At 66.6% G+C, this 19,006-nt stretch carries 26 protein-coding genes, 2 tRNA genes and 1 other RNA gene; 14 read left to right on the top strand and 15 right to left on the bottom strand.

The annotated features are described in order from the left end of the window. Positions 1–133: 133 nt before the first annotated feature. The 6 genes from ssrA to MXB90_RS15285 all read left to right on the top strand — a co-directional run bounded on the left by ssrA (position 134) and on the right by MXB90_RS15285 (position 3,660). Positions 134–489: a transfer-messenger RNA gene (gene ssrA / locus MXB90_RS15310) on the top strand. A 103-nt stretch (positions 490–592) separates the two neighbouring features. Then, the gene (locus MXB90_RS15305; RefSeq protein ID WP_250046294.1) at positions 593–1,021 is read left to right on the top strand and encodes a nuclear transport factor 2 family protein; all 429 of its coding nucleotides are present in this window, start codon (positions 593–595) and stop codon (positions 1,019–1,021) included. A gap of 98 nt (positions 1,022–1,119) precedes the next feature. After that, on the top strand, positions 1,120–1,572 hold the full coding sequence (locus MXB90_RS15300) for an SspB family protein (protein WP_250046293.1): 453 nt from the start codon (positions 1,120–1,122) through the stop codon (positions 1,570–1,572). Between the two features lie 113 nt (positions 1,573–1,685). Then, positions 1,686–3,080, top strand: a complete 1,395-nt coding sequence (gene fumC, locus MXB90_RS15295; RefSeq protein ID WP_250046292.1) for a class II fumarate hydratase — start codon at positions 1,686–1,688, stop codon at positions 3,078–3,080. A gap of 170 nt (positions 3,081–3,250) precedes the next feature. Then, a complete protein-coding gene (locus MXB90_RS15290; RefSeq protein WP_250046291.1) occupies positions 3,251–3,433 on the top strand; it encodes a DUF4169 family protein in 183 nt (60 codons plus the stop codon). Continuing rightward, positions 3,430–3,660 (top strand): ribbon-helix-helix domain-containing protein, encoded by a 231-nt coding sequence (locus MXB90_RS15285; RefSeq protein WP_250046285.1) that lies wholly within the window; start codon positions 3,430–3,432, stop codon positions 3,658–3,660. The genes MXB90_RS15290 and MXB90_RS15285 overlap by 4 nt, the downstream gene beginning before the upstream one ends. Before the next feature lie 7 nt (positions 3,661–3,667). Here the strand turns inward: MXB90_RS15285 and MXB90_RS15280 are convergent, their stop codons facing one another. The 4 genes from MXB90_RS15280 to MXB90_RS15265 all read right to left on the bottom strand — a co-directional run bounded on the left by MXB90_RS15280 (position 3,668) and on the right by MXB90_RS15265 (position 5,965). Next, the gene (locus MXB90_RS15280) at positions 3,668–3,922 is read right to left on the bottom strand and encodes a hypothetical protein (RefSeq protein WP_250046283.1); all 255 of its coding nucleotides are present in this window, start codon (positions 3,920–3,922) and stop codon (positions 3,668–3,670) included. A 124-nt stretch (positions 3,923–4,046) separates the two neighbouring features. Then, positions 4,047–4,868, bottom strand: coding sequence for a lyso-ornithine lipid O-acyltransferase (olsA, locus tag MXB90_RS15275; RefSeq protein WP_462982313.1), 822 nt, complete (start codon positions 4,866–4,868; stop codon positions 4,047–4,049). Next, on the bottom strand, positions 4,865–5,650 hold the full coding sequence (olsB, locus tag MXB90_RS15270) for an L-ornithine N(alpha)-acyltransferase (RefSeq protein ID WP_250046281.1): 786 nt from the start codon (positions 5,648–5,650) through the stop codon (positions 4,865–4,867). The genes olsA and olsB overlap by 4 nt, the downstream gene beginning before the upstream one ends. A gap of 135 nt (positions 5,651–5,785) precedes the next feature. Next, entirely contained in the window at positions 5,786–5,965 is a 180-nt protein-coding gene (locus MXB90_RS15265; RefSeq protein ID WP_250046279.1) for a DUF3553 domain-containing protein, read from the bottom strand. A gap of 25 nt (positions 5,966–5,990) precedes the next feature. Between MXB90_RS15265 and MXB90_RS15260 the strand changes: the two genes are divergently transcribed. Continuing rightward, the gene (locus tag MXB90_RS15260; RefSeq protein WP_250046278.1) at positions 5,991–6,602 is read left to right on the top strand and encodes a histidine phosphotransferase family protein; all 612 of its coding nucleotides are present in this window, start codon (positions 5,991–5,993) and stop codon (positions 6,600–6,602) included. 105 nt (positions 6,603–6,707) lie between these two features. On the opposite strand, the gene MXB90_RS15255 is transcribed toward MXB90_RS15260, so the two are convergent. From MXB90_RS15255 to MXB90_RS15235, 5 genes are all read right to left on the bottom strand, one after another. Continuing rightward, positions 6,708–7,985 (bottom strand): glutamate-5-semialdehyde dehydrogenase, encoded by a 1,278-nt coding sequence (locus MXB90_RS15255; RefSeq protein WP_250046308.1) that lies wholly within the window; start codon positions 7,983–7,985, stop codon positions 6,708–6,710. A gap of 95 nt (positions 7,986–8,080) precedes the next feature. Then, the gene (locus tag MXB90_RS15250) at positions 8,081–8,308 is read right to left on the bottom strand and encodes an RND transporter (RefSeq protein ID WP_250046276.1); all 228 of its coding nucleotides are present in this window, start codon (positions 8,306–8,308) and stop codon (positions 8,081–8,083) included. 19 nt (positions 8,309–8,327) lie between these two features. After that, a tRNA-Asp gene (locus tag MXB90_RS15245) sits at positions 8,328–8,404 on the bottom strand. A 33-nt stretch (positions 8,405–8,437) separates the two neighbouring features. After that, positions 8,438–8,514 (bottom strand) — tRNA-Asp (locus tag MXB90_RS15240). Between the two features lie 138 nt (positions 8,515–8,652). Further along, positions 8,653–9,591 carry a pirin family protein gene (locus MXB90_RS15235; RefSeq protein ID WP_250046275.1) on the bottom strand — a complete coding sequence of 313 codons (939 nt, stop codon included), beginning with the start codon at positions 9,589–9,591 and terminating at the stop codon, positions 8,653–8,655. Between the two features lie 185 nt (positions 9,592–9,776). Between MXB90_RS15235 and MXB90_RS15230 the strand changes: the two genes are divergently transcribed. Next, positions 9,777–10,193 carry a PaaI family thioesterase gene (locus MXB90_RS15230; protein WP_250046273.1) on the top strand — a complete coding sequence of 139 codons (417 nt, stop codon included), beginning with the start codon at positions 9,777–9,779 and terminating at the stop codon, positions 10,191–10,193. On the opposite strand, the gene MXB90_RS15225 is transcribed toward MXB90_RS15230, so the two are convergent. Continuing rightward, entirely contained in the window at positions 10,190–10,753 is a 564-nt protein-coding gene (locus MXB90_RS15225) for a UbiX family flavin prenyltransferase (protein WP_250046271.1), read from the bottom strand. The two genes, MXB90_RS15230 and MXB90_RS15225, sit on opposite strands and share 4 nt — an antisense overlap. Beyond that, positions 10,750–12,249 (bottom strand): UbiD family decarboxylase, encoded by a 1,500-nt coding sequence (locus MXB90_RS15220; RefSeq protein WP_250046307.1) that lies wholly within the window; start codon positions 12,247–12,249, stop codon positions 10,750–10,752. The genes MXB90_RS15225 and MXB90_RS15220 overlap by 4 nt, the downstream gene beginning before the upstream one ends. A 117-nt stretch (positions 12,250–12,366) precedes the next feature. Here MXB90_RS15220 and ubiT point away from each other — a divergent pair, with 117 nt between their 5' ends. From ubiT to MXB90_RS15195, 5 genes are all read left to right on the top strand, one after another. Next, positions 12,367–12,924 carry a ubiquinone anaerobic biosynthesis accessory factor UbiT gene (ubiT, locus tag MXB90_RS15215; RefSeq protein ID WP_250046269.1) on the top strand — a complete coding sequence of 186 codons (558 nt, stop codon included), beginning with the start codon at positions 12,367–12,369 and terminating at the stop codon, positions 12,922–12,924. Continuing rightward, positions 12,924–13,901 (top strand): ubiquinone anaerobic biosynthesis protein UbiU, encoded by a 978-nt coding sequence (ubiU, locus tag MXB90_RS15210; protein WP_250046306.1) that lies wholly within the window; start codon positions 12,924–12,926, stop codon positions 13,899–13,901. Before ubiT ends, ubiU begins: the two co-directional genes overlap by 1 nt. Before the next feature lie 2 nt (positions 13,902–13,903). Continuing rightward, on the top strand, positions 13,904–14,809 hold the full coding sequence (gene ubiV / locus MXB90_RS15205) for a ubiquinone anaerobic biosynthesis protein UbiV (RefSeq protein WP_250046268.1): 906 nt from the start codon (positions 13,904–13,906) through the stop codon (positions 14,807–14,809). Positions 14,810–14,945: 136 nt separating this feature from the next. Continuing rightward, entirely contained in the window at positions 14,946–15,650 is a 705-nt protein-coding gene (locus MXB90_RS15200; RefSeq protein ID WP_250046263.1) for a Crp/Fnr family transcriptional regulator, read from the top strand. 107 nt (positions 15,651–15,757) lie between these two features. After that, a complete protein-coding gene (locus MXB90_RS15195; protein ID WP_250046262.1) occupies positions 15,758–16,615 on the top strand; it encodes a glycosyl hydrolase in 858 nt (285 codons plus the stop codon). Positions 16,616–16,630: 15 nt separating this feature from the next. Here MXB90_RS15195 and MXB90_RS15190 read toward each other — a convergent pair whose 3' ends face one another. The 4 genes from MXB90_RS15190 to MXB90_RS15175 all read right to left on the bottom strand — a co-directional run bounded on the left by MXB90_RS15190 (position 16,631) and on the right by MXB90_RS15175 (position 18,401). Continuing rightward, positions 16,631–17,353 carry a lysophospholipid acyltransferase family protein gene (locus MXB90_RS15190; protein ID WP_250046261.1) on the bottom strand — a complete coding sequence of 241 codons (723 nt, stop codon included), beginning with the start codon at positions 17,351–17,353 and terminating at the stop codon, positions 16,631–16,633. Positions 17,354–17,407: 54 nt separating this feature from the next. Continuing rightward, entirely contained in the window at positions 17,408–17,629 is a 222-nt protein-coding gene (locus MXB90_RS15185; protein ID WP_349665919.1) for a DUF982 domain-containing protein, read from the bottom strand. A 165-nt stretch (positions 17,630–17,794) separates the two neighbouring features. Then, complete coding sequence (locus tag MXB90_RS15180) at positions 17,795–18,001, bottom strand: cold-shock protein (protein WP_250046260.1); 207 nt, start codon at positions 17,999–18,001, stop codon at positions 17,795–17,797. Positions 18,002–18,227: 226 nt separating this feature from the next. Next, entirely contained in the window at positions 18,228–18,401 is a 174-nt protein-coding gene (locus MXB90_RS15175) for a hypothetical protein (RefSeq protein ID WP_250046259.1), read from the bottom strand. Between MXB90_RS15175 and MXB90_RS15170 the strand changes: the two genes are divergently transcribed. Continuing rightward, positions 18,400–18,807, top strand: coding sequence for a hypothetical protein (locus MXB90_RS15170; RefSeq protein WP_250046258.1), 408 nt, complete (start codon positions 18,400–18,402; stop codon positions 18,805–18,807). The two genes, MXB90_RS15175 and MXB90_RS15170, sit on opposite strands and share 2 nt — an antisense overlap. Positions 18,808–19,006 lie beyond the last annotated feature (199 nt).

The following is a 19,006-nucleotide window of genomic DNA, read 5'->3' as shown; positions in this document are numbered from 1 at the left end:
TATTCCCGGCTTTCGGCTTTGCAGAAATATCCTCGCCCTTCGGCTTTGCCGAAATATCCTCGGGCGTGAATTGGCCGCAGGCCAAGAGGGGGCAGACAGCCCCCTGCCCGGCCCCCCGCTTGCGCGCGCCCCGCCCCTTGCAAGGCCGATCCCGCCCGCCTATATTCACCCTGTTCGGGGCAACCCGGGCTATGGACATAAACGCGCACGGAATAACCGGATCGGACCCGGGGGCGGTACCCGGCGGCTCCACCAAAGCACCCTCGTTGGGGGCAAATGGGGCCGAAACAGGATCGACGAACGTCTAAAGGTGTTTGCTTTGTCTCGGTGAGCTACCACCGTTATCGGTGCAAAAAGTACAGTTGCCAACGACAACCGTGCTCCGGTCGCTCTGGCTGCGTAAGCAGCTCGGGTAACCGAAACCTTAAGCCCTTGTGCCTAGCAGCCCAAGGCGGGGCCCGCAGGAGCCTGGCAACAGAATCCTGCACCTTCCCCCCATCCTTCGCGACCCGCAGCCTGTCACGAACGGGCGTTAACGGCTTTGCAAACCCTCTGTGTCAGGGTCACCCCGACAACCGCGATGGGAAGAACCATGGACCGCAAGCTCGATCTGCTGCAAAACTGGCTGCAACGCGTCTGGATCGATGGCTATCTGGACACGATCGACCAGTTCTTCACCCCTGCCGCCTGCGCCCGCGGGCTGATGGCGGGACTGGACATCCATCCCGATGAATTTGCCGAACTGGTTCCCGCGCTGCGCGCCCTGCTGACGGGAATCGACGTGCAGATCGCGCGCCATGTCGGGACGGGCGACTGGCTTTGGGCGCTGATCACGGTCAAGGCGCGGGCCCGGCACAGCCTGGCGCCGGTGGAATTTTCCGGCCAGTTGATGCTGCGCTTCGAAGGTGACCTGTTTGCCGAGGCGTATAATCATTTCGACATGATCGCGATGTTCGAACATCTTGGCGCGCTGCCGCCCGAAACCATGGCGCTGTGCCTGTCGGGCGAACGGCTGCGCTAGGCGTGCCTTGCCCGCGGCCCGGGCGGCCGCGGACCCGGCCCCCCTTCCCTTACGGCGCGAATCTCCTATGCTGTGACGACCGAGACGAAAGGACGGACATGGCGCGCAGCATCGATTACGGAAACCTCATGCACCGCGCGATGCGCGGCCTGATTCAGACCGTGCTGGCGGATGTGGCGCGTGACGGCCTGCCGGGCGAACATCACTTCTTCATCACCTTCGACACCCGCCACCCCGGGGCGCAACTGGCCGACTGGCTGCGCGCGCGCTATCCCGATGAAATGACCGTGGTGATCCAGCACTGGTTCGACAACCTTGAGGTGACGGACGACGGCTTCTTCGTGACGCTGAACTTCGGCGATTCGCCCGAACCGCTGTATATCCCCTTCGATTCGATCCACACCTTCGTCGATCCGTCGGTCGAATTCGGGCTGCGCTTCGAAACCCAGATGCATGACGACGAAGAAGAAGATGATGACGACCCCGAAGAGCCCGATCCCGCCCCGCGGACCGAGGCCGAGGTGGTCAGCCTGGACAAGTGGCGCAAATAGGCGGCTGCGCGGAAGGGCCAAGGCAGCGCCGTTAGCGGTATACATCTGCATGCCGATTGCAAAACGCCCCCCCAGCCCTTATGACCCCCGGTAACATTTCCGTGGAGGTCCCCATGACTGCTACCCGCACCGAAACCGACAGCTTCGGCCCGCTTGAAGTTCCCGCCGACAAATACTGGGGCGCGCAGACGCAGCGCTCGATCCAGAACTTCCCGATCGGCTGGGAACGTCAGCCGGTGGCGATCATCCGCGCGCTGGGCGTGATCAAGAAGGCCTGCGCGCTGGTCAATATCGAACAGGGCGACATCGACGCCACGATCGGCAACGCCATCGCCGCCGCCGCGACCGAAGTGATTGACGGCAAGTTCGACGACAACTTCCCGCTGGTGGTCTGGCAGACCGGGTCCGGCACGCAGTCGAACATGAACGCCAATGAGGTGATCAGCAATCGCGCGATCGAGATGCTGGGCGGCGTCATGGGCTCGAAAAAGCCCGTCCACCCGAACGACCATGTGAACATGGGCCAGTCGTCAAACGACACCTTCCCGACCGCGATGCATGTGGCCATCGGCATGATCGCGCGCGACGTGCTGATCCCCGGCCTGCGCAAGTTGCATGCGGCGCTGGTGGCCAAGGCGGAAGAATTCAAGGACATCATCAAGATCGGCCGCACCCACACGCAGGATGCCACGCCCCTGACGCTGGGCCAGGAATTCGGCGGCTATGCCCATCAGGTCGCGATGGGGATCAAGCGGGTGGAAATGTGCCTGCCCCAGATCTACGAACTGGCGCAGGGCGGCACCGCCGTCGGCACGGGCCTGAACACCAAGGTCGGCTGGGACACCCGGGTTGCCGCGCAGATCGCCGCCATCACCAACCTGCCCTTCGTCACCGCGCCGAACAAGTTCGAGGCGCTGGCCGCGCATGACGCGATGGTCATGTTCTCGGGCGCGCTGAAGACCGTTGCGGCGAGCCTGTTCAAGATCGCCAACGACATGCGCCTGCTGGGGTCGGGCCCCCGTTCGGGTCTGGGCGAGCTGATCCTGCCAGAAAACGAGCCGGGCTCGTCGATCATGCCAGGCAAGGTGAACCCGACCCAGGCCGAGGCGCTGACCATGGTCTGCGCCCATGTCATGGGCAATGACGCCGCCGTGGGCTTTGCCGGCAGCCAGGGCCATTTCGAGCTGAACGTCTACAACCCGATGATGTCCTACAACGTGCTGCAATCGATGCAGCTGTTGGGCGATGCGGCGGGCAGCTTTACCGACAACATGGTGGTCGGCACCCAGGCCAACACCGCGCGGATCGAAAAGCTGATGAAGGAATCGCTGATGCTGGTGACGGCACTGGCGCCGACCATCGGCTATGACAATGCCACCAAGGTCGCCAAGACCGCGCACAAGAACGGCACCACGCTGCGCGAAGAGGCGATTGCGCTGGGGTTTGTCGATGGCGAGACCTTCGACCGCATCGTGCGCCCCGAGGACATGATCGGCCCCAAGGGCTGACCGCGGGCCGGAATGTGGACTGGAGAGAGGGGGGCGCTGCCCCCCTCTTTGCGTTTCACGCAAATTCACCCCCCGAGGTATTTCGGGCAAGATGAAAGCCGGATCGGGTCTGGGGGCCAGCGGAGGTCTGGGACCTTTTCTTGATCCGGCCGGCGTGGCATTATGGAATGATGGCGAAGATCACCAACCTCAATCAGTTTCGCAAGCAGCAGAACCGCGCGAAAAAGCGCGCGCAGGCGGATGTGAATGCTGCGAAATTCGGGCGCAGCAAGGCCGAGCGGGAGCGCGAGGCGGATGAGGCCGAACGCGCCGAGCGGCTTTGGGAGGCGCATCGGCGCGATGAGGCTGAATGAGCCGGCCGGTCAAGCGGTCGTTGACGCTGGGCGGACACCGGACCAGCGTGTCGCTGGAGGATGAATTCTGGCAGGCCTTCCGCGAGATTGCCGTGCGCGAAGGCAAGGGGTTGAATGAGCTGGCCAGCACCATCGATGCCGCGCGCGCGCCCGAAACGGGGCTGGCCACGGCCTTGCGGTTGTTCGTTCTGGCCGACCTGCGCCGCCGTGTGCGGATGACCGATTGATGCAGGCTTAGCCGCGCGGGCGCCCCATGCGCGACCAGAATCCGGTCGATGCGGCCGCTTCGGGGCCGTTGGACAGTTCCCGGGAAAACAGTTCGCGGATCTGTTCGCGGGTGACCTGACGGTCATCGCCGCGGATGGCAGGTGCGCGGCTGATACCCAGAAGGCGCCAGGTCGGAACCGCGATGGTCAGGCCCGGCATGCGCCAGGGCCGGCCTGATCCCGTCCCTTTGCCGGACAGGCCGTCGTGATCTGTCGTTGTCATCGGTCCACATTCCCCAAAATGTGAAGCGTGTATCACGCAGGATTGATGTCCTTCATATTAGACACAGAATCAGACAATCAAAAAGAGAAATTTTCAAAGCCTCTCTTCCAAGGGTTGCATCCGGTCAGTGCGCCACGGGAAAGGCGGCGCGCACGCGGGCCTCACAGGCCGCCGCCAGCGCCTTGCGTGTGGGGAAATCGGCCACGTCAAGCGGGGGATGGAAGATCACCTCGACCCGCCCCTGCGGACGGCGCGCCAGCACCGCAAGCAGATGCGGCCCCAGCGCCATATCGCCCCACCAGCCATAGAACCGCGGGTCCGCGCCGGGCGGGGCGTGATAGACCACGCTGACCGGCTGGATCTGCATCACCCGGTCCAGGCCGTGGGTATAGAAGGCCTGAAACAGCGTCGGCTTGAACGGCAGCACCCGGCGCCCGTCGGTTGAGGTGCCCTCGGGAAAGAACAGCAGGTGATGGCCAGCGCGGATGCGGTCTTCCATGAGCTGCTGCTGGGCGCGGGCCTCTTTCGGGTCGCGGCGGATGAACAGCGTGCCGGTGGCCCGTGCCAGCCAGCCGATGCCGGGCCAGTCGGCAACCTCGGCCTTGGAGACGAAATAGACACTTTGGCAGGCGTTCAGCGCGAAGATATCCAGCCATGAGGCATGGTTGGCCACGACCGCGCCGATATGGGTCATCGGCGTGCCGGTGACGCGAAACCCCATCCCCATGATCGGAAAGGCCGCGCGGCAGACCGCCCGGGTGATCCGCGGGGTCCAGGGTCGGTTCAGCCCGTGCAGCGGACGCTCGATCAGCCGCAGCAACAGCAGCAGCACCAGCCCGCCATAGACGACCGTCACCAGCGCCGCGCCGCGCAACGCCCCGCGCACCAGGCCCCCCGGGCCCGGACGCGGCAGATCGGGGGGGGCGGCATCGCGCCAGGTGCTCAAGCCCGGCCCTCATGGCGGCGGGTGTAGAATTCGCGGTGACGCGCGCTCATGGCGGTGGTGTCCATCAGAAGAAGCACATCAATCGTGTTGAAATCATGATCAATATAGGCGCCTTCGCCGACAAAGCCACCCAGCCGCAGATAGGCCTTGATCAGCGCGGGCATCTGCTGCATCGCCGCGCGCCGGTCCAGACGGTCGGCGGGGATCAGGTCCATGCGCTGGAAATGATCGGGCAAGGCGCGCGGGCGGATCGGTTCGGGCGCCAGGTGGTGGTGGTGCAGCCAGGACAGCGGCGCGGCCAGCGCCTGCGGATCGGTGCCGTGGAACGAGGCCACGCCGAACAGCACCTCGATCCCGTGGTCCAGCACATATTGCGCCAAGGCGTTCCACAGCAGGAACATCGCCGCCCCGCCCCGGTAATCGGGATGCACGCAGGACCGGCCCAGTTCCAGCAGCCGCCGCCCCGAGGCGCGCAGGCGGGTCAGATCATATTCGCTGTCGCAGTAAAACCGCCCGAAGGCCGCGGCCCGGTCCGAGGGCAGCAGACGGTAGACCCCCACAACATGATCCAGCGCCGCGGCGTCGCGACGCGTATCAACCAGGATCAGGTGGTCATAGACCGGGTCGAAGTCATCGCGTTCCAGCCGCGCCGCATGGTCGACCATCGGCCCCGAGGCGCCCAGTTCTTCAACGAAAACCGCATAGCGCAGCCGCTGCGCCGCCATCAGGTCGCCCGGCGCCTGCGCAAGGCGGATCTCGAAACAAGAGGTATCGGGTGTCATCTGCTGTCGTCACCGGCCCGCACGGACATTTGGCGGTTTGTAGGCAAGGCCCCGGCGCATTGCAACCGAAAGCGGGCGGCGCGGGCGGGGCATCAGCTTGCCCCCTGCGGCGCGAGATGCGGCGTAAAGGGTTTGTTAACTTTGATCCGGCATCACAAGTTCAAGCGCCACCCGGCGCCCGTCAATCACCTGTTTGCCCGCATGTTCGAAATTCACCGTGATCCGATCGCCGATGCGCGACTGCACTTGACCCAGGCCCCAATCGGGGGCCAGAGGGTTGCGCACCATCATGCCCGGTTCCAGAAATTCGTTCATCGCGCCCCCATCTGCGGATAGATCCATGCCCCCTGAGACCCCAGACCCTGTCCTGCCCGCCGATCTGGTCGCCCTGGTCGGATCGCGTCTGTGTCATGACCTTATCAGCCCGTTGGGCGCCATCGGCAATGGGGTCGAATTGCTGGCCATGTCGGGCGCGGGCATGAGCCCCGAATTGCAGCTGATCGCGCAAAGCGTGGCCAGCGCCTCGGCCCGGCTGAAGTTCTTTCGCGTGGCCTTTGGCCAGGCGGGCGCGGGCCAGCGGCTGGGCCAGCCCGAGATCGCGGCGCTGCTGGCCGATGTGGAAAGCGGCGGGCGGCTGAAAATCGAATGGCTGGCGCCGGGCGATCAGGCGCGGCTGGCGGTCAAGCTGTGTTTCCTGGGGGTTCTGTGCCTGGAAAGCGCCCTGCCCTGGGGCGGGACCATCCGCATCCAGGAAACCCGGGGACGGTGGGATCTGGTGGCCGAGGCGCGGCGCACCAAGCCCGATCCCGCGCTATGGGCGCAGCTTGAAGGCGGCGACGGCGCGGTCAGCCCCGCGCAGGTGCAATTCGCCCTGCTGCCGCTGGAGGCCGCGCGCCAGGGCCGCCGGATCGCCTGGGATGTGGCCGAGACCGGGGCAAGGATCACCTTCTGACGCGGCGGGTGTCGCCGCGGCGCGGGGGGCACTGCCCCCCGGGCCACGCGCCGCCAAGGGCGGCCCGTGACCGCCCCCCGGGATATTTTCACAAAGCCAAAAGGGTCAGGCGCGGATCGTGCCGTCGCCGGTCACGCGATAGTTGAACGAGGTCAGCTGTTCCGCCCCCACCGGCCCGCGCGCATGCAGCTTGCCCGTGGCGATGCCGATTTCCGCCCCCATGCCGAATTCGCCGCCATCCGCAAACTGGGTCGAGGCGTTGCGCATCAGGATCGCGCTGTCGAGCCGGGTGAAGAAGCGTTCGGCCACCGCGTCATCCTCGGTCAGGATCGATTCGGTGTGGCTGGAGCCATAGCGGCGGATATGGGCGATCGCACCGTCCACACCATCGACCAGCTTAGCGGCGATGATCGAATCCAGAAATTCCTGGCCGAAATCGTCCGGTTTGGCCGGAACCGTGCCGGGGATCTGCGCCAATTCGCCTTCGGCCCGGACCTCGACACCGGCTTTCAGCAGATCCTCGATCAGCACCGCGCCGTGGCGGGCATAGAAGGCGCGGTCGATCAGCAGGCATTCGGCCGCCCCGCAGATGCCGGTGCGCCGGGTTTTTGCGTTCAGCACCACGCGGCGGGCCTTGTCCAGATCGGCGGCGCCATCGGCATAGACGTGGCAGATGCCTTCCAGATGGGCGAAGACCGGCACCCGCGCCTCGGATTGCACCAGACCGACCAGCCCCTTGCCGCCGCGCGGCACGATCACGTCGATGTGGTTGACCGCGCGCAGCATCGCCGCCACCGCCGCGCGGTCGCGCGTGGGCACCAGCTGGATCGCCGCCTCGGGCAGGCCGGCGGCGCGCAGGCCTTCAACCATGCAGGCATGGATCGCGGCCGAGGAATGGAAGCTTTCCGACCCGCCCCGCAGGATCACCGCATTGCCCGATTTCAGGCACAGCGCCCCGGCATCCGCCGTCACATTGGGGCGCGATTCGTAGATCACGCCGATCACCCCCAAGGGCGTGCGCACGCGCTGGATATGCAGGCCCGAGGGCATGTCCCATTCCGCGATCACCGCACCCAGCGGATCGGGTTGCGCCGCCACCGCCCGCAGGCCCGCGACGATGCCGTCGATGCGTTTGTCGTCCAGCATCAGCCGATCCATCATCGCGGGGCTGAGCCCCTTGTCGCGGCCAAAATCCAGATCGCGGGCATTGGCGGCAATGACCGCGGCGCGGCGCGCATCCAGCGTATCGGCGGCGATCTGCAGCGCCCGGGCGCGCTGCTCGGCCGGGGCAAAGCCCAGATCGGTCGCGGCGGCGCGGGCCTGCGCGCCCATGCGATCAATCAGCGACTCGGCGGTTTCGCCCGCGCCTTCGGTCTGGGTCATGGATTCGGTGCTGGTCATGGCGCGCCCCCTTGGGAAAACTGTCCCCCTATAACGGCCCGCGCGCGCGGGGTGCAAGCCGGGCGCGCACCCTGGCGTCAGGCGCGGGCGCGCAGTCTGTCCCAGATCTTGGCGCCCAGCAGCAGCCAGGGCAGCCCGTGCATCAGCAGATCGAAAATGTCGATGGGACGCGTCAGCGCGCCTGCGGCCAGCATTTTCAGCTTTTGCCAGACATGAGGTTCGGGCGTGAAAGGCGCAAGGCCCAGCGTCAGCGCCACGATCGCGGCCTCAAACAGGCCGATGCGGTCATAGAGACGACGAAGCATGGGAACCTTTCGGAAAAAGTGGCGCGGTTGACGGGGCTCGAACCCGCGACCCCCGGCGTGACAGGCCGGTACTCTAACCGACTGAGCTACAACCGCGCGATCTTTTCACGTTCGGGCGATCCGGGGCGGTGGCGCGGTTGACGGGGCTCGAACCCGCGACCCCCGGCGTGACAGGCCGGTACTCTAACCAACTGAGCTACAACCGCGTAACCCGCCCGGATCGCCGCCCGAACGTGAGGAGCGTATTACGCAGCCCGGGCGGCGGCGTCAATGGCCCGGCGCGAAAAAAGCGCATCCCCCCGGGCAGGTTTTTTGCCCACCCCCTTCAGACCCGGAATTTGGGCCTAGCGATCCGGGGCCGGGATGAATTCATCCGCATCCCCCGGCGGCAGGCGAAAGCGGCCATGCGCCCAGTCGCCGGCGCGCCAGGCCTCTTTCGCGGCCTCGATCCGTTCGCGCGATGAGGCGACGAAATTCCACCAGATATAGCGCGGCCCTTCCAGCGTCGCGCCCCCCAGCACCATCACCCGCGCGCCCTGCGCCCCGGCGTGAATGGAAATCCGGTCGCCGGGGCGGAAGATCAGCATCCGGCCCGGTTCGAAATCCTGCCCGGCCACCCGCAGGCTGCCCGACAAGACATAGACCCCGCGATCCTCGTGATTGTCCGGCAGGGGCAGGCCCGCGCCCGGGGCCAGTTCCGCATCGGCATAAAACAGTTCCGACGGCAGCGGCAGCGGCGCACGCGCGCCCCAGGCCTCGCCCAGCATCAGCCGCACGCGCTTGCCCTCGGCCTCAAGCACCGGCAGGTCGGGCGCGGCCAGGTGGGTGAAAGCGGGCGCATCATCCTCGGCATCCTTGGGCAGCGCCACCCAGGTCTGGATGCCGAACAGGGTCTGCCCGGTCTGGCGCACCGGGCCATCGGTGCGTTCGGAATGGGTGATGCCATGGCCCGCCGTCATCCAGTTGACCGCGCCCGGCGTGATCCACTGATCCGTGCCCAGGCTGTCGCGGTGATGCAGGCGGCCCTGCAGCAGATAGGTGACGGTGGCCAGTCCGATATGGGGATGGGGGCGCACGTCCAGCCCCTGCCCGGTCAGGAATTCGGCCGGGCCCATCTGGTCGAAGAAGATGAAGGGGCCGACCATCTGGCGCTTGACCGAGGGCAGCGCGCGGCGTACCGCAAAGCCGCCGATGTCGCGGGCGCGGGGCACGATTTCCACCGCGATCGCATCGACGGCATCGCCTTTGGGCAGATCGGGGTCCAGGGCGGGGTTCCAGCTCATGTCGCTCTCCTTTGCTGTGCCCAAGGTAAGCCCAAGGCGCCGGTTTCCCTAGGGCGGATCACGCGCATCGCCTGTGCGCCGCGGCACGGTGGGCCGCCGGGATGCAAGGAACGGGGACGATTTTCCCGTGCCTGCCCGGCCCGGGTCTGCTAGCCATGCCCCGCCACGGACAGAAAGGACAGCCGATGCAAGACACCGACCCGATCGCCGCGATTGCCGCCGATCAGCCCCCCTTCGCGCGCCTGATCGGCCTGCGCATCACCAGCGCCACCCCCGACCGGGTCGAGGCCGAGATGACCGTGGCCCCCGATCTGCTGAACCGCAACGGCGTACTGCATGGCGGCGCGGCGATGGCCTTCGCCGACAATCTGGGCGGCACCGCGACCTTCCTGAACCTGGGCGCGGGCGAAGGCACGACGACGATTGAAAGCAAGACCAACTTCTTCCGCGCGGTGGAACCGGGCGATACGCTGCGCGGCATCTGCACGGCGCTGCACAAGGGGCGTTCGACCATGGTCTGGCAGACCACGATCCTGCGCGGCGATGGCAAGGTGGCCGCGATCGTGACGCAAACCCAGATGATCTTGCAGAAAAAGCGCTAGGGGGTCCAGGCGGCGGCCTGCGGCGGGCCAAGGCGCAGCAGATCGACCGCGCGCGCCGCGATCTGGGCGGTGACCTCGGTCACACTTACCGGCTTCAGGTAAAAGGCCGGGACGGGCGGCAGAATCACCGCCCCCATTTCGGTCGCCGCCGTCATGTTGCGCAGATGCGCCAGCGTCAGCGGCGCCTCGCGCGCCAGCAGGATCAGCGGGCGGCGTTCCTTCAGCTGCACACTGGCCGCGCGCGTCAAAAGGTTGTCGTCCAGCCCGTGGGCGATTGCCGCAAGGCTGCGCATCGAACAGGGCGCGACGATCATCCCCGCCACCGGGAACGACCCCGAGGCGATGGCCGCGCCCAGATCGACCACAGGATGGTGGCCATCGCACAGCCCCACCAGCTCATCCCGCGCGCCGGGGCCGATTTCCAGGTCCAGCGTCCGTTCGGCCATGGCCGACAGCACCAGGTCCACCGCCGCCCCCGCGCGCACCAGCGCCCGCGCGCAATCCAGCGCCAGCGCCGCGCCGGATGCGCCCGAAACGCCCAGCACCACACGCGCGCTCATGCCCCCGCCCCCGGCAGGTGGCGCGCCAGGATCTGCGCGGCCAGCGCCTCATGCGCGGGGTCCAGCGCCATCACCTTGCCCCAGTCGCGCGTGGTTTCCGTGCCGATCTTGGTGGTGGCGTCGATGCCGATCTTGCCCGCCAGCCCCTCGCGCGGCGAGGCGAAATCCAGGTAGTCCATCGGCGTGCCGTCGATCACCAGCGTGTCGCGCGCGGGGTCCATGCGGGTCGCCAGCGCCCAGGCGACATCGTCCCAGTCGCGCGGATTAATATCGTCATCCACCACGATCACCATCTTGGTATAGCTGAACTGCGCCAGCATCCCCCACAGCGCCATCATCACCCGCCGCGCCTGCCCCGGATAGCGTTTGCGGATCGACACCACCGCGATGCGATAGGAACAGGCGGCGGGCGGCAGCCACAGGTCCGCCACCTCGGGGATCTGGGCGCGGATCACCGGCAGGGCCAGATCATTGAACACCTCGCCGATGACGGCGGGTTCGTCAGGCGGGCGGCCTGTCACAGTGGTCAGATACAGCGGATCGCGCCGATGCGTGATCGCCGACAGGCGCATCACCGGGAAGGGCTCGACCGCGTTGTAATAGCCGGTGTGATCGCCAAAGGGGCCTTCGGGCGCGGTCTCGCCGGGGTGGACCCAGCCTTCCAGGATGATCTCGGCCCGCGCCGGCACCATCAGCGGCACGGTGCGCGCGGGCACCAGCTCGGCGCGCGCGCCCCGCAGCACACCGGAAAAGGTCAGTTCCGACACGGTTTCGGGCAAGGGCAGCGCGGCGGCCAGCAGCGTGCCCGGATCGGCGCCCAGCGCAATCGCCACCGGCATCGGTTCGTTCGCCTGCATCCAGGTCCGGGCATGGGCCGCGCCGCCGCGATGGGCCAGCCAACGCATGATCAGCCGGTCGCGCCCGATCACCTGCGCGCGATAGACCCCCAGATTGTAACGCGCGACCTGCGCGGCATCCGACCCGTGCGGGCGGGTGATGACGACGGGCCAGGTGATCAGCGGCCCGGCATCTTCGGGCCAGGGGGTCTGAACCGGAATCAGGCCCATGTCGGGGGCGGCCTCGACCTCTTGCACGGGACCTGTGCGCAGAATTTTCGGGCGGGTGGACAGCGCCGCGCGCAGCATCGGCCAGCGCGACATGGCGTCGCGCATGCCTTCAACCGGGGCGGGGCTGCGCAGGGCCGCCAGGAATTCACCAAAGGCCGGAACCTGATCCAGGCCCAGCCCCAGACCGGCGGCCACGCGGGCGGGCGTGCCGAACAAATTGCCGATCACCGGCATCGGCGCGGGCTGGCCATCCGCGCCTTTTGCGCCGTCAAATCGCAGGATCGGGCCGTTCTGGCGCAGGCAGGCCAGTTGCAGCGCCGTCATTTCATGGCGCAGCGACACCGGGTCGGGCAGGCGCAACAGATCGCCCTGCCCCTCGGCCCAAGCCAGGTAAGCGCGCAGATCGGGAAAGGCGGGCAGGCTGCGGATCATGGCCTCCATCGGTTGGGCATCGGCCTAGCAGGCGGCTCGGCGCGACAACTTGACCTATGTCAAGTCTGGCCGGACTGCGGCGTCTTATGACCGCCCTGTCCAAGGAAAAGGCCGATGCAGACCGCCCCACCCCATACCCGCCCCGCCCTGCCCCACCTGCCGTGGCTTTTGTCGCGCGCAGCCGCCCCCCTGCCGCTGGCCCCCGTTTCGGTGATGCTCAGCGCGCTGACCCGCAAGCTGGTGCAGGCCCATCCCGCCATGCTGCGCCGGCTGGGGCCGCATGCGGACCGGCACGTGCTGATCGACCCGACCGACCTGCCCTTCGCGCTGCTGATGCAGCCGCGCACGGCACAGGTGCGCGCCTGTCGGCGCAACCGCCTGCCGGCGCATGATGCGCGCATCGCGGGCCCCCTGTCCGCCTTTCTGGCGATGCTGCACGGGGCCGAGGATGGCGATGCGCTGTTCTTTTCGCGCGACCTGACGATTGAAGGCGATACCGAGGCGGTTCTGGCGCTGCGCAATGCGATCGACGATGCCGAACTGGACCTGACCGAGACGATCGCCACCGCCGCCGGGCCGATGGGCCCCGGCCTGCGCCGGGCGCTGGCGCGGGCCGAACGGATCAGCGGGCTGGCCCTGCACAGGATGGAAACCACCGGAGATTGGCCATGATGGAACTTGTCTGCCCCGCAGGCACCCCCGCCGCGCTGCGCGCCGCCGTCGAGGCCGGGGCGCATGCGATCTATTGCGGTTTTGCCGATGAAACCAATGCGCGCAACTTTCCGGGGCTGAACTTCAGCCGCGAGGAACTGGCCGAGGGCGTGGCCTTTGCCCATGCGCGCGGCGCCAAGGTGCTGGTGGCGATCAACACCTTCCCGCGCGCGGGCGCCGAACCCCTCTGGCACCGCGCCCTGGCCGATGCGGAAACCGCAGGGGCCGATGCGGTGATCCTGGCCGATCTTGGGCTTCTGGCGCATACGGCCGAACACCACCCCAACCTGCGCCGCCACCTGTCGGTGCAGGCCGCCGCCGCAAATCCCGATGCGATCAACCTGTATGCGCAGGCCTTCGGCGTGCGCCGCGTGGTGCTGCCGCGGGTCCTGTCGGTGCAGGAAATCGCCGCGATCAACCGTGAAATCGACGTCGAAACCGAGGTCTTCGTCTTCGGGGGCCTCTGCGTCATGGCCGAGGGGCGCTGTTCGCTGTCGTCCTACGCCACGGGCCGTTCGCCCAACATGAACGGGGTCTGTTCCCCCGCAAGCCATGTCGCCTATGCCGAGGAAGGCCCGGAACTGGCCGCGCGGCTGGGCGGGTTCACCATCCACCGCACGCCCAAGGGGGCCCCCGCGCCCTATCCGACGCTGTGCAAGGGCTGTTTCACATCCGCCGAACAGACCGGCCACATCTTTGAAGATCCGGTCAGTCTGGATGCAACCCAGCTGATCCCGGCACTGGCCCGGGCCGGTGTCTCCGCGCTGAAAATCGAGGGGCGGCAACGATCGCGCGCCTATGTGGCGCAGGTGGTGCGGTCGTTCCGCGCCGCGGTCGAGGCACAGGCGGCAGGCCAGCCCCTGCCCGAAAGCGCGCTCGCCCGCCTGACCGAAGGCCAGGCCGCCACCACCGGCGCCTATGCCAAGACATGGAGATGATGATGGACCTGACCGTCGGACCGAATCCCTTTTTCTGGACCGCAGGCGCGGTGCGCGGGTTCTATGCGGCCCTTGCGCGGGCGCCGGTCGCGCGGGTGGTGATCGGGGAATGGGTGTGTTCCAAGCGCCTGCCCTTCTGGCAGGATGAAATCCCGCAGGCCGTGGAAACCCTGCAAGCCGCGGGCAAGGCGGTCGCGCTGTCCAGCCTGGCGCTGATTACGCTGAAACGCGAACGCAAGCTGACCGCCGATCTGGCCGCCACCGGCCTTGCGGTCGAAATCAACGACCTGACCGCGCTGCACCATATTCCCGAAGGCACGCCGTTCTGGGTGGGCCCGATGGTCAATGTCTATAACGAGGGCACGCTGCGGTGGCTGGCCGGGCGCGGCGCCACGCGGATCTGCCTGCCCCCCGAATTGCCGCTGGAATCGGTGGCGGTGCTGGCGCAGGCGGGACGCGAGGCGGGCGTTTCCGTCGAGGTCTGGGGCCACGGGCGGCTGCCGCTGGCGATTTCGGGGCGCTGCTATCACGCGCGGCTGCACGACCGGGCCAAGGACAATTGCCAGTTCGTCTGTGCCGAAGACCCCGACGGGCGTGAGGTTGATACGCTCGACGGGCAGAAATTCCTGGTGGTGAACGGGGTGCAGACGCTAAGCCAAAGCACGGCCAGCATGGCGCTTCAGATCGAGGCCCTGCGCGATGCGGGCGTGGCGGCGCTGCGCCTGTCGCCGCAGACCGGCGATTTCACCGGCATCTGCCGGGGCTATGCGGCGGTGCTGGCGGGGCGGAAAAGCGGGGCGGAACTGGCCGCGGAACTGGCCGGACAGGTGCCGGGGGGCCGGCTGTCGGATGGGTTTTTGTCCGGGCCTGCGGGGGCACATTGGTCGGGCGCGGCAGCGGCGGGCTGATCGGAACAGGCGCAAATTTTCCAAAACAACAGGACGCATCACAACCTGAAATTGAATTTTTGATTGATTGCCATCAACGCAAGCGCCACGCTGGTCTGACATGATTCTCTCAGGCTGACAGCAAAGGTGGCTTCTGATGCAGGATCGACATATCGGAACGGCCCGTGGCGCCGCCGTGTTGCGGTCGCTTCCGGCTGCGGTGCGCGATGGGCTTCTGGCACGCGCGCGGGTGCGCGCCCATGATCGGGGCGCCACGATCTTTCTGCAGGGCGAACGGGCCCGGGCGCTGCGCATCGTGCTGTCGGGATGGGTCAAGCTGTATCGCATTGCGCCAAACGGCTCCGAGGCGATCTTGCAGCTTCTGCCCGCGGGCCGCAGTTTTGAGGAACTGCCCGTGCTGATGGGCGCACGCCACAAGGCCTCGGCCCAGGCGGTCAGCCCCTGCCAGATCCTGCTGATCGATGCCGAGGTGCTGCAACAGGCCGGCTGCCTGTGCCCTGATGTGGCCATGGCGGTGCTGCGCGCGACCTCGGCCCATGTCGATGACATGTTCGGCCAGGTGGAACAGCTGAAGGTGCAGAACGGCGCGCAGCGACTGGCGGAATTTCTGGTGGACCTGTGCCCACCCGATTGCCTGACGCATGAGGTTCTGTTGCCCTTTGAAAAGACGCTGGTGGCGGGGCGGCTGGGGATGAAGCCCGAAAGCCTGTCGCGCGCCTTTGGCCGGCTGAACCGGCTGGGGGTGCGGGTTCGCCATCAGAACGTATCCATCCGCAGCGTGCCCGCGCTGCGCAGCTATGCCCTGGCCGACCCGGCAGATGCCTGGACCGGCCCGCGCTGATCACAATCCCGCCCCAATTCAACCCAAAGATGCAAATTTCCACCCGATTCGCGCCATAATTTCCCCATCGCCGCAGGCTAGCCAAACAGCAGCATGCGGAGGTGCCGATGGTGCGGAAGATACTTGCGGGATTGATGGCGATGGCCCTTGCCATGATGATCGGCGCGCCTGCCCATGCCCAGAAGATCGGCCTTGGCGCCTGGGAAAACCCGCGCCACACGATGCTGGAATTCATCGAACAAAGCCCCGGGGTCAGCTGGTATTACAACTGGCGGATGGATCAGATGTATCACCCCGGCGGCCAGTCGCGCGGGGTGGAATTCGTGCCGATGGTGCATGGCGCGCGCGATGTGGGCAAGAAAATCCGGTCCAATCTGCCGGTGCGCACGCTGCTGGGTTTCAACGAACCCGACGGGAACGCCAAGGGCCAGACCGGGATCAGCGTCGAGAAGGCCGCGGACCTGTGGCCCCGGTTACAGGCCTATGGCCTGCGGCTGGGCAGCCCCGCCACCACCCGTGGCGGCACGCTTGGCCCCGGGTCCTGGCAGCGCCGCTTCATGGATGAGGTGGAACGCCGCGGCCTGCGCGTCGATTTCATGGCCGTGCATTATTATTCCAAAGACGGCGATGTCGCCGCCTTCAAGCGCTGGCTTGAGGCCGTTCATCGCGAATATCGCCGCCCCGTCTGGGTGACGGAATTCGGCATGATCGACTGGAACCGCCCCGACGCCGTCAGCTACGCCCAGAACGCCACCTTCGTGCAAGAGTCGATCCGGATGATGGACCGCCTGCCCTTTGTCGAGCGCCACGCCTGGTTCGCGGCCAACCCCTACCCCTGGGGCGGCGTCACGCCCAAGCTGAACCTGGTTGACGACAGCTTGCGCCCCACCCCGATCGGCACCGCCTTCCTGCAGGTGGCGCAGCGCCTGGGCGGGGTGCGCGTGGCCGATGCGGGCGGCAACTGACCCACGCGGTGGCGTCTAGTCCCGGTCGGGGCTGCTGGCAGACAGGCGCTCTTTCTCGGCATTCACCAGGTCTTCGACCCGGGCCATGAATTCGGCCGCCGGCAGGCCCGGCGGGATCGCCGGCAGATAGGACACGACGATCGTGCCGCCGCGCTTGGCGCCCTTGCCCCAGAAGCTGCCCGAATTATGCGCCACCGGCACCACCGGCAGATCCAGCTTGCGATAAAGCGCGACCAGCCCGGGCTGAAACTTGCGCTGTTCGCCCACATTGACGCGGGTGCCTTCGGGGAAGATCAGGATCGACCGGCCCTGCGCCAGTTCGCGCTGCGATTCCGTGACCATCCCTTTGAGCGCACGCGCCCCTGCATCGCGATCGATCAGGATCATCGGGGCGTTGCGCAGGAACCAGCCAAAGACCGGAATCCGGCCCAGTTCCTGCTTGGCGACGATGGTGACATCGGGCAGCAAGCGGTTGAAGGCCAGCGTTTCCCAGGCGGACTGGTGATTGCAGACATAAAGGCATGGGGCATGCAGGTGCTTGTTTTCAATGCCTTCCTCGCGCAGCCGCAGGCCCAGGAACCAGCGCGACAGGCCAAAGATCCCATCGGTCCAGAACCGGATCACCGCCCGCGTCAGGTCGGGGCGGCGCAACCGCATCAGAACCGGGATCGCCGGGCTGATGAACAGGGTCCACAAACCCAGAAGAACGTCGAAAAGTCTTGATCTGGCGATCTGCATGGGCGGGTTTTACTGCATTGGGGCCCGGTGTGACCCGGGCGGAAGGAACATGGTTCAGGCGGCGACGGGGCGGGCAGCCTGCAGGGTCTGGGTTTCGGGGATGAAACCGGCGGTCCTTGCGGCACGGATGAACGCCCGTCGCGCGGTGCCGACCGATGCCATGCAATCCATGGCGGCTTCAAGCCGATCCGGCGCACATTCCTGTGTCGCATCGCAAACCGGCCATTTGTTGCGCAGCCAGTAACGGGCCTGTTCGATGGCGCTGAACGTCTGCACGTCCCCCCGGGCGAGATGACAAAGGAAAGGGGCTTGCCCCCGAGGATTTCGATCAAGTGTTGTGTCTTTCGTAAATGACGCGGACGTGCGAACCGCGGCCCGCGCAAAGCAAAGGCGGGGCCTGCGTCAAGCCGACCCCGCCTTCCGAACCTGTCAAACCGAATCTCAGGCGAGCGCGAGGTTCGCAGCCGATTCCCGGCCGTTGCGGTCACGTTCCAGATCGAACGTGACGGCCTGACCGTCATTCAGCTGACGGATACCGGCGCGTTCCAGCGCCGAGATGTGCACGAACACATCCTTCGAACCGCCTTCCGGGGCGATAAAGCCGAACCCTTTGGTGGTGTTGAACCATTTCACGGTGCCATTGGCCATCGTGCTATTCCTTCTGTGACGCCGCTCACACAGCGCAGCGGCCCGGCAAAGCTGAAGATCGAAAGCTGAGCCGTGAAGAACAGGACCGAAAATAAGATATGCTCAATCCATGTAGGCGACATGCCCCCCGATTACGAGCTTTTTCGGCCGGATCGAGCGACTTATCTTGCTATCCGTTGAAAAGACGTCCCTTCTTCCGGGGGGGCCGGGGCCACCGGCGACCCGGTTAGCTGACCCGGATCGTTTCCAGACAGCGGATCAGCGCAACCACCTGATCCGCCTCCAGCACGACTTCGGGCGTGTCGTGGCCGACCATGATGCCCTCGGCCCGGGCCTTTTCCAGATGTTCTCTGGGAAAAAGCCGGCACGGAAAGTGGAACGGAATGGCCCCGGGGGTCATGCTGGGCCAGCGCGATCGCGGCCCGCAGGGCGTCCTGAAACGCCTCTTCACGGGCCTAGGCCTAGGCCTTGGCCACATCCTCGATCGACCCGCCGGACGCCATGGCACGCGCGCGCTCACGGCCGCGGATATCCTGATCGCGCAGCGTCTTGAGAATGCCTATCCCGATTTCCGCCGAAATTGGTATGTCCTGCTCCGTCCTTGCGGCGACGAGGGCATCCCTGGCGGCCTTGAGCCTGCGGGCGAGCCTTTTCGCTTTGGGCAGAAACTGGGTTCGGAGCGAAAAACACGGAAACCGGAATTTTGCAGTATTTTGAATTTTTTTGGGCCTCCGCACCGGGCTGCCCCAAGACCGGAAACCGGCGGCGGAAATAACAGCCCGATGGCCGGCATTAGAGATAGGTGAGGGAAACCCTCGGCAGGACTTCGGACTCCGGGCAGCTCTTTGCCGAGGTTGTGCCGAGCCTTGTGTCAGAGGCTGTGCCCAGATGCGAAAAGGTGCCCAAAGGGGCCGATTTTTCGTTTTATCTCTAGCAGGCCGCTGAAGAAGTCGGTTATGCAGAACGGTTTCCTTTCGGCGCAACTGTCCGGGTTTGGCTTCGGGC

The organism is Phaeovulum molybdatiresistens, from assembly GCF_023544865.1.
GTDB lineage: Bacteria > Pseudomonadota > Alphaproteobacteria > Rhodobacterales > Rhodobacteraceae > Pontitalea.
This window is presented reverse-complemented; position numbering and strand designations above follow the sequence as displayed.

What these genes read in the sequence shown, in the direction of transcription:
- ubiU (WP_250046306.1), top strand. Translation starts at nt 12,924, where the DNA reads ATGGAACTTGTCTGCCCCGCAGGCACCCCCGCCGCGCTGCGCGCCGCC.
- MXB90_RS15170 (WP_250046258.1), top strand. Translation starts at nt 18,400, where the DNA reads ATGCTGGGCCAGCGCGATCGCGGCCCGCAGGGCGTCCTGAAACGCCTC.
- olsB (WP_250046281.1), bottom strand. Translation starts at nt 5,650, where the DNA reads ATGACACCCGATACCTCTTGTTTCGAGATCCGCCTTGCGCAGGCGCCG.
- MXB90_RS15290 (WP_250046291.1), top strand. Translation starts at nt 3,251, where the DNA reads ATGGCGAAGATCACCAACCTCAATCAGTTTCGCAAGCAGCAGAACCGC.
- MXB90_RS15190 (WP_250046261.1), bottom strand. Translation starts at nt 17,353, where the DNA reads ATGCAGATCGCCAGATCAAGACTTTTCGACGTTCTTCTGGGTTTGTGG.
- MXB90_RS15195 (WP_250046262.1), top strand. Translation starts at nt 15,758, where the DNA reads ATGGTGCGGAAGATACTTGCGGGATTGATGGCGATGGCCCTTGCCATG.
- MXB90_RS15230 (WP_250046273.1), top strand. Translation starts at nt 9,777, where the DNA reads ATGCAAGACACCGACCCGATCGCCGCGATTGCCGCCGATCAGCCCCCC.
- MXB90_RS15305 (WP_250046294.1), top strand. Translation starts at nt 593, where the DNA reads ATGGACCGCAAGCTCGATCTGCTGCAAAACTGGCTGCAACGCGTCTGG.
- MXB90_RS15200 (WP_250046263.1), top strand. Translation starts at nt 14,946, where the DNA reads ATGCAGGATCGACATATCGGAACGGCCCGTGGCGCCGCCGTGTTGCGG.
- fumC (WP_250046292.1), top strand. Translation starts at nt 1,686, where the DNA reads ATGACTGCTACCCGCACCGAAACCGACAGCTTCGGCCCGCTTGAAGTT.
- MXB90_RS15175 (WP_250046259.1), bottom strand. Translation starts at nt 18,401, where the DNA reads ATGACCCCCGGGGCCATTCCGTTCCACTTTCCGTGCCGGCTTTTTCCC.
- MXB90_RS15180 (WP_250046260.1), bottom strand. Translation starts at nt 18,001, where the DNA reads ATGGCCAATGGCACCGTGAAATGGTTCAACACCACCAAAGGGTTCGGC.
- ubiV (WP_250046268.1), top strand. Translation starts at nt 13,904, where the DNA reads ATGGACCTGACCGTCGGACCGAATCCCTTTTTCTGGACCGCAGGCGCG.
- MXB90_RS15225 (WP_250046271.1), bottom strand. Translation starts at nt 10,753, where the DNA reads ATGAGCGCGCGTGTGGTGCTGGGCGTTTCGGGCGCATCCGGCGCGGCG.
- MXB90_RS15285 (WP_250046285.1), top strand. Translation starts at nt 3,430, where the DNA reads ATGAGCCGGCCGGTCAAGCGGTCGTTGACGCTGGGCGGACACCGGACC.
- MXB90_RS15280 (WP_250046283.1), bottom strand. Translation starts at nt 3,922, where the DNA reads ATGACAACGACAGATCACGACGGCCTGTCCGGCAAAGGGACGGGATCA.
- MXB90_RS15255 (WP_250046308.1), bottom strand. Translation starts at nt 7,985, where the DNA reads ATGACCCAGACCGAAGGCGCGGGCGAAACCGCCGAGTCGCTGATTGAT.
- MXB90_RS15260 (WP_250046278.1), top strand. Translation starts at nt 5,991, where the DNA reads ATGCCCCCTGAGACCCCAGACCCTGTCCTGCCCGCCGATCTGGTCGCC.
- MXB90_RS15250 (WP_250046276.1), bottom strand. Translation starts at nt 8,308, where the DNA reads ATGCTTCGTCGTCTCTATGACCGCATCGGCCTGTTTGAGGCCGCGATC.
- MXB90_RS15235 (WP_250046275.1), bottom strand. Translation starts at nt 9,591, where the DNA reads ATGAGCTGGAACCCCGCCCTGGACCCCGATCTGCCCAAAGGCGATGCC.
- MXB90_RS15300 (WP_250046293.1), top strand. Translation starts at nt 1,120, where the DNA reads ATGGCGCGCAGCATCGATTACGGAAACCTCATGCACCGCGCGATGCGC.
- ubiT (WP_250046269.1), top strand. Translation starts at nt 12,367, where the DNA reads ATGCAGACCGCCCCACCCCATACCCGCCCCGCCCTGCCCCACCTGCCG.
- MXB90_RS15265 (WP_250046279.1), bottom strand. Translation starts at nt 5,965, where the DNA reads ATGAACGAATTTCTGGAACCGGGCATGATGGTGCGCAACCCTCTGGCC.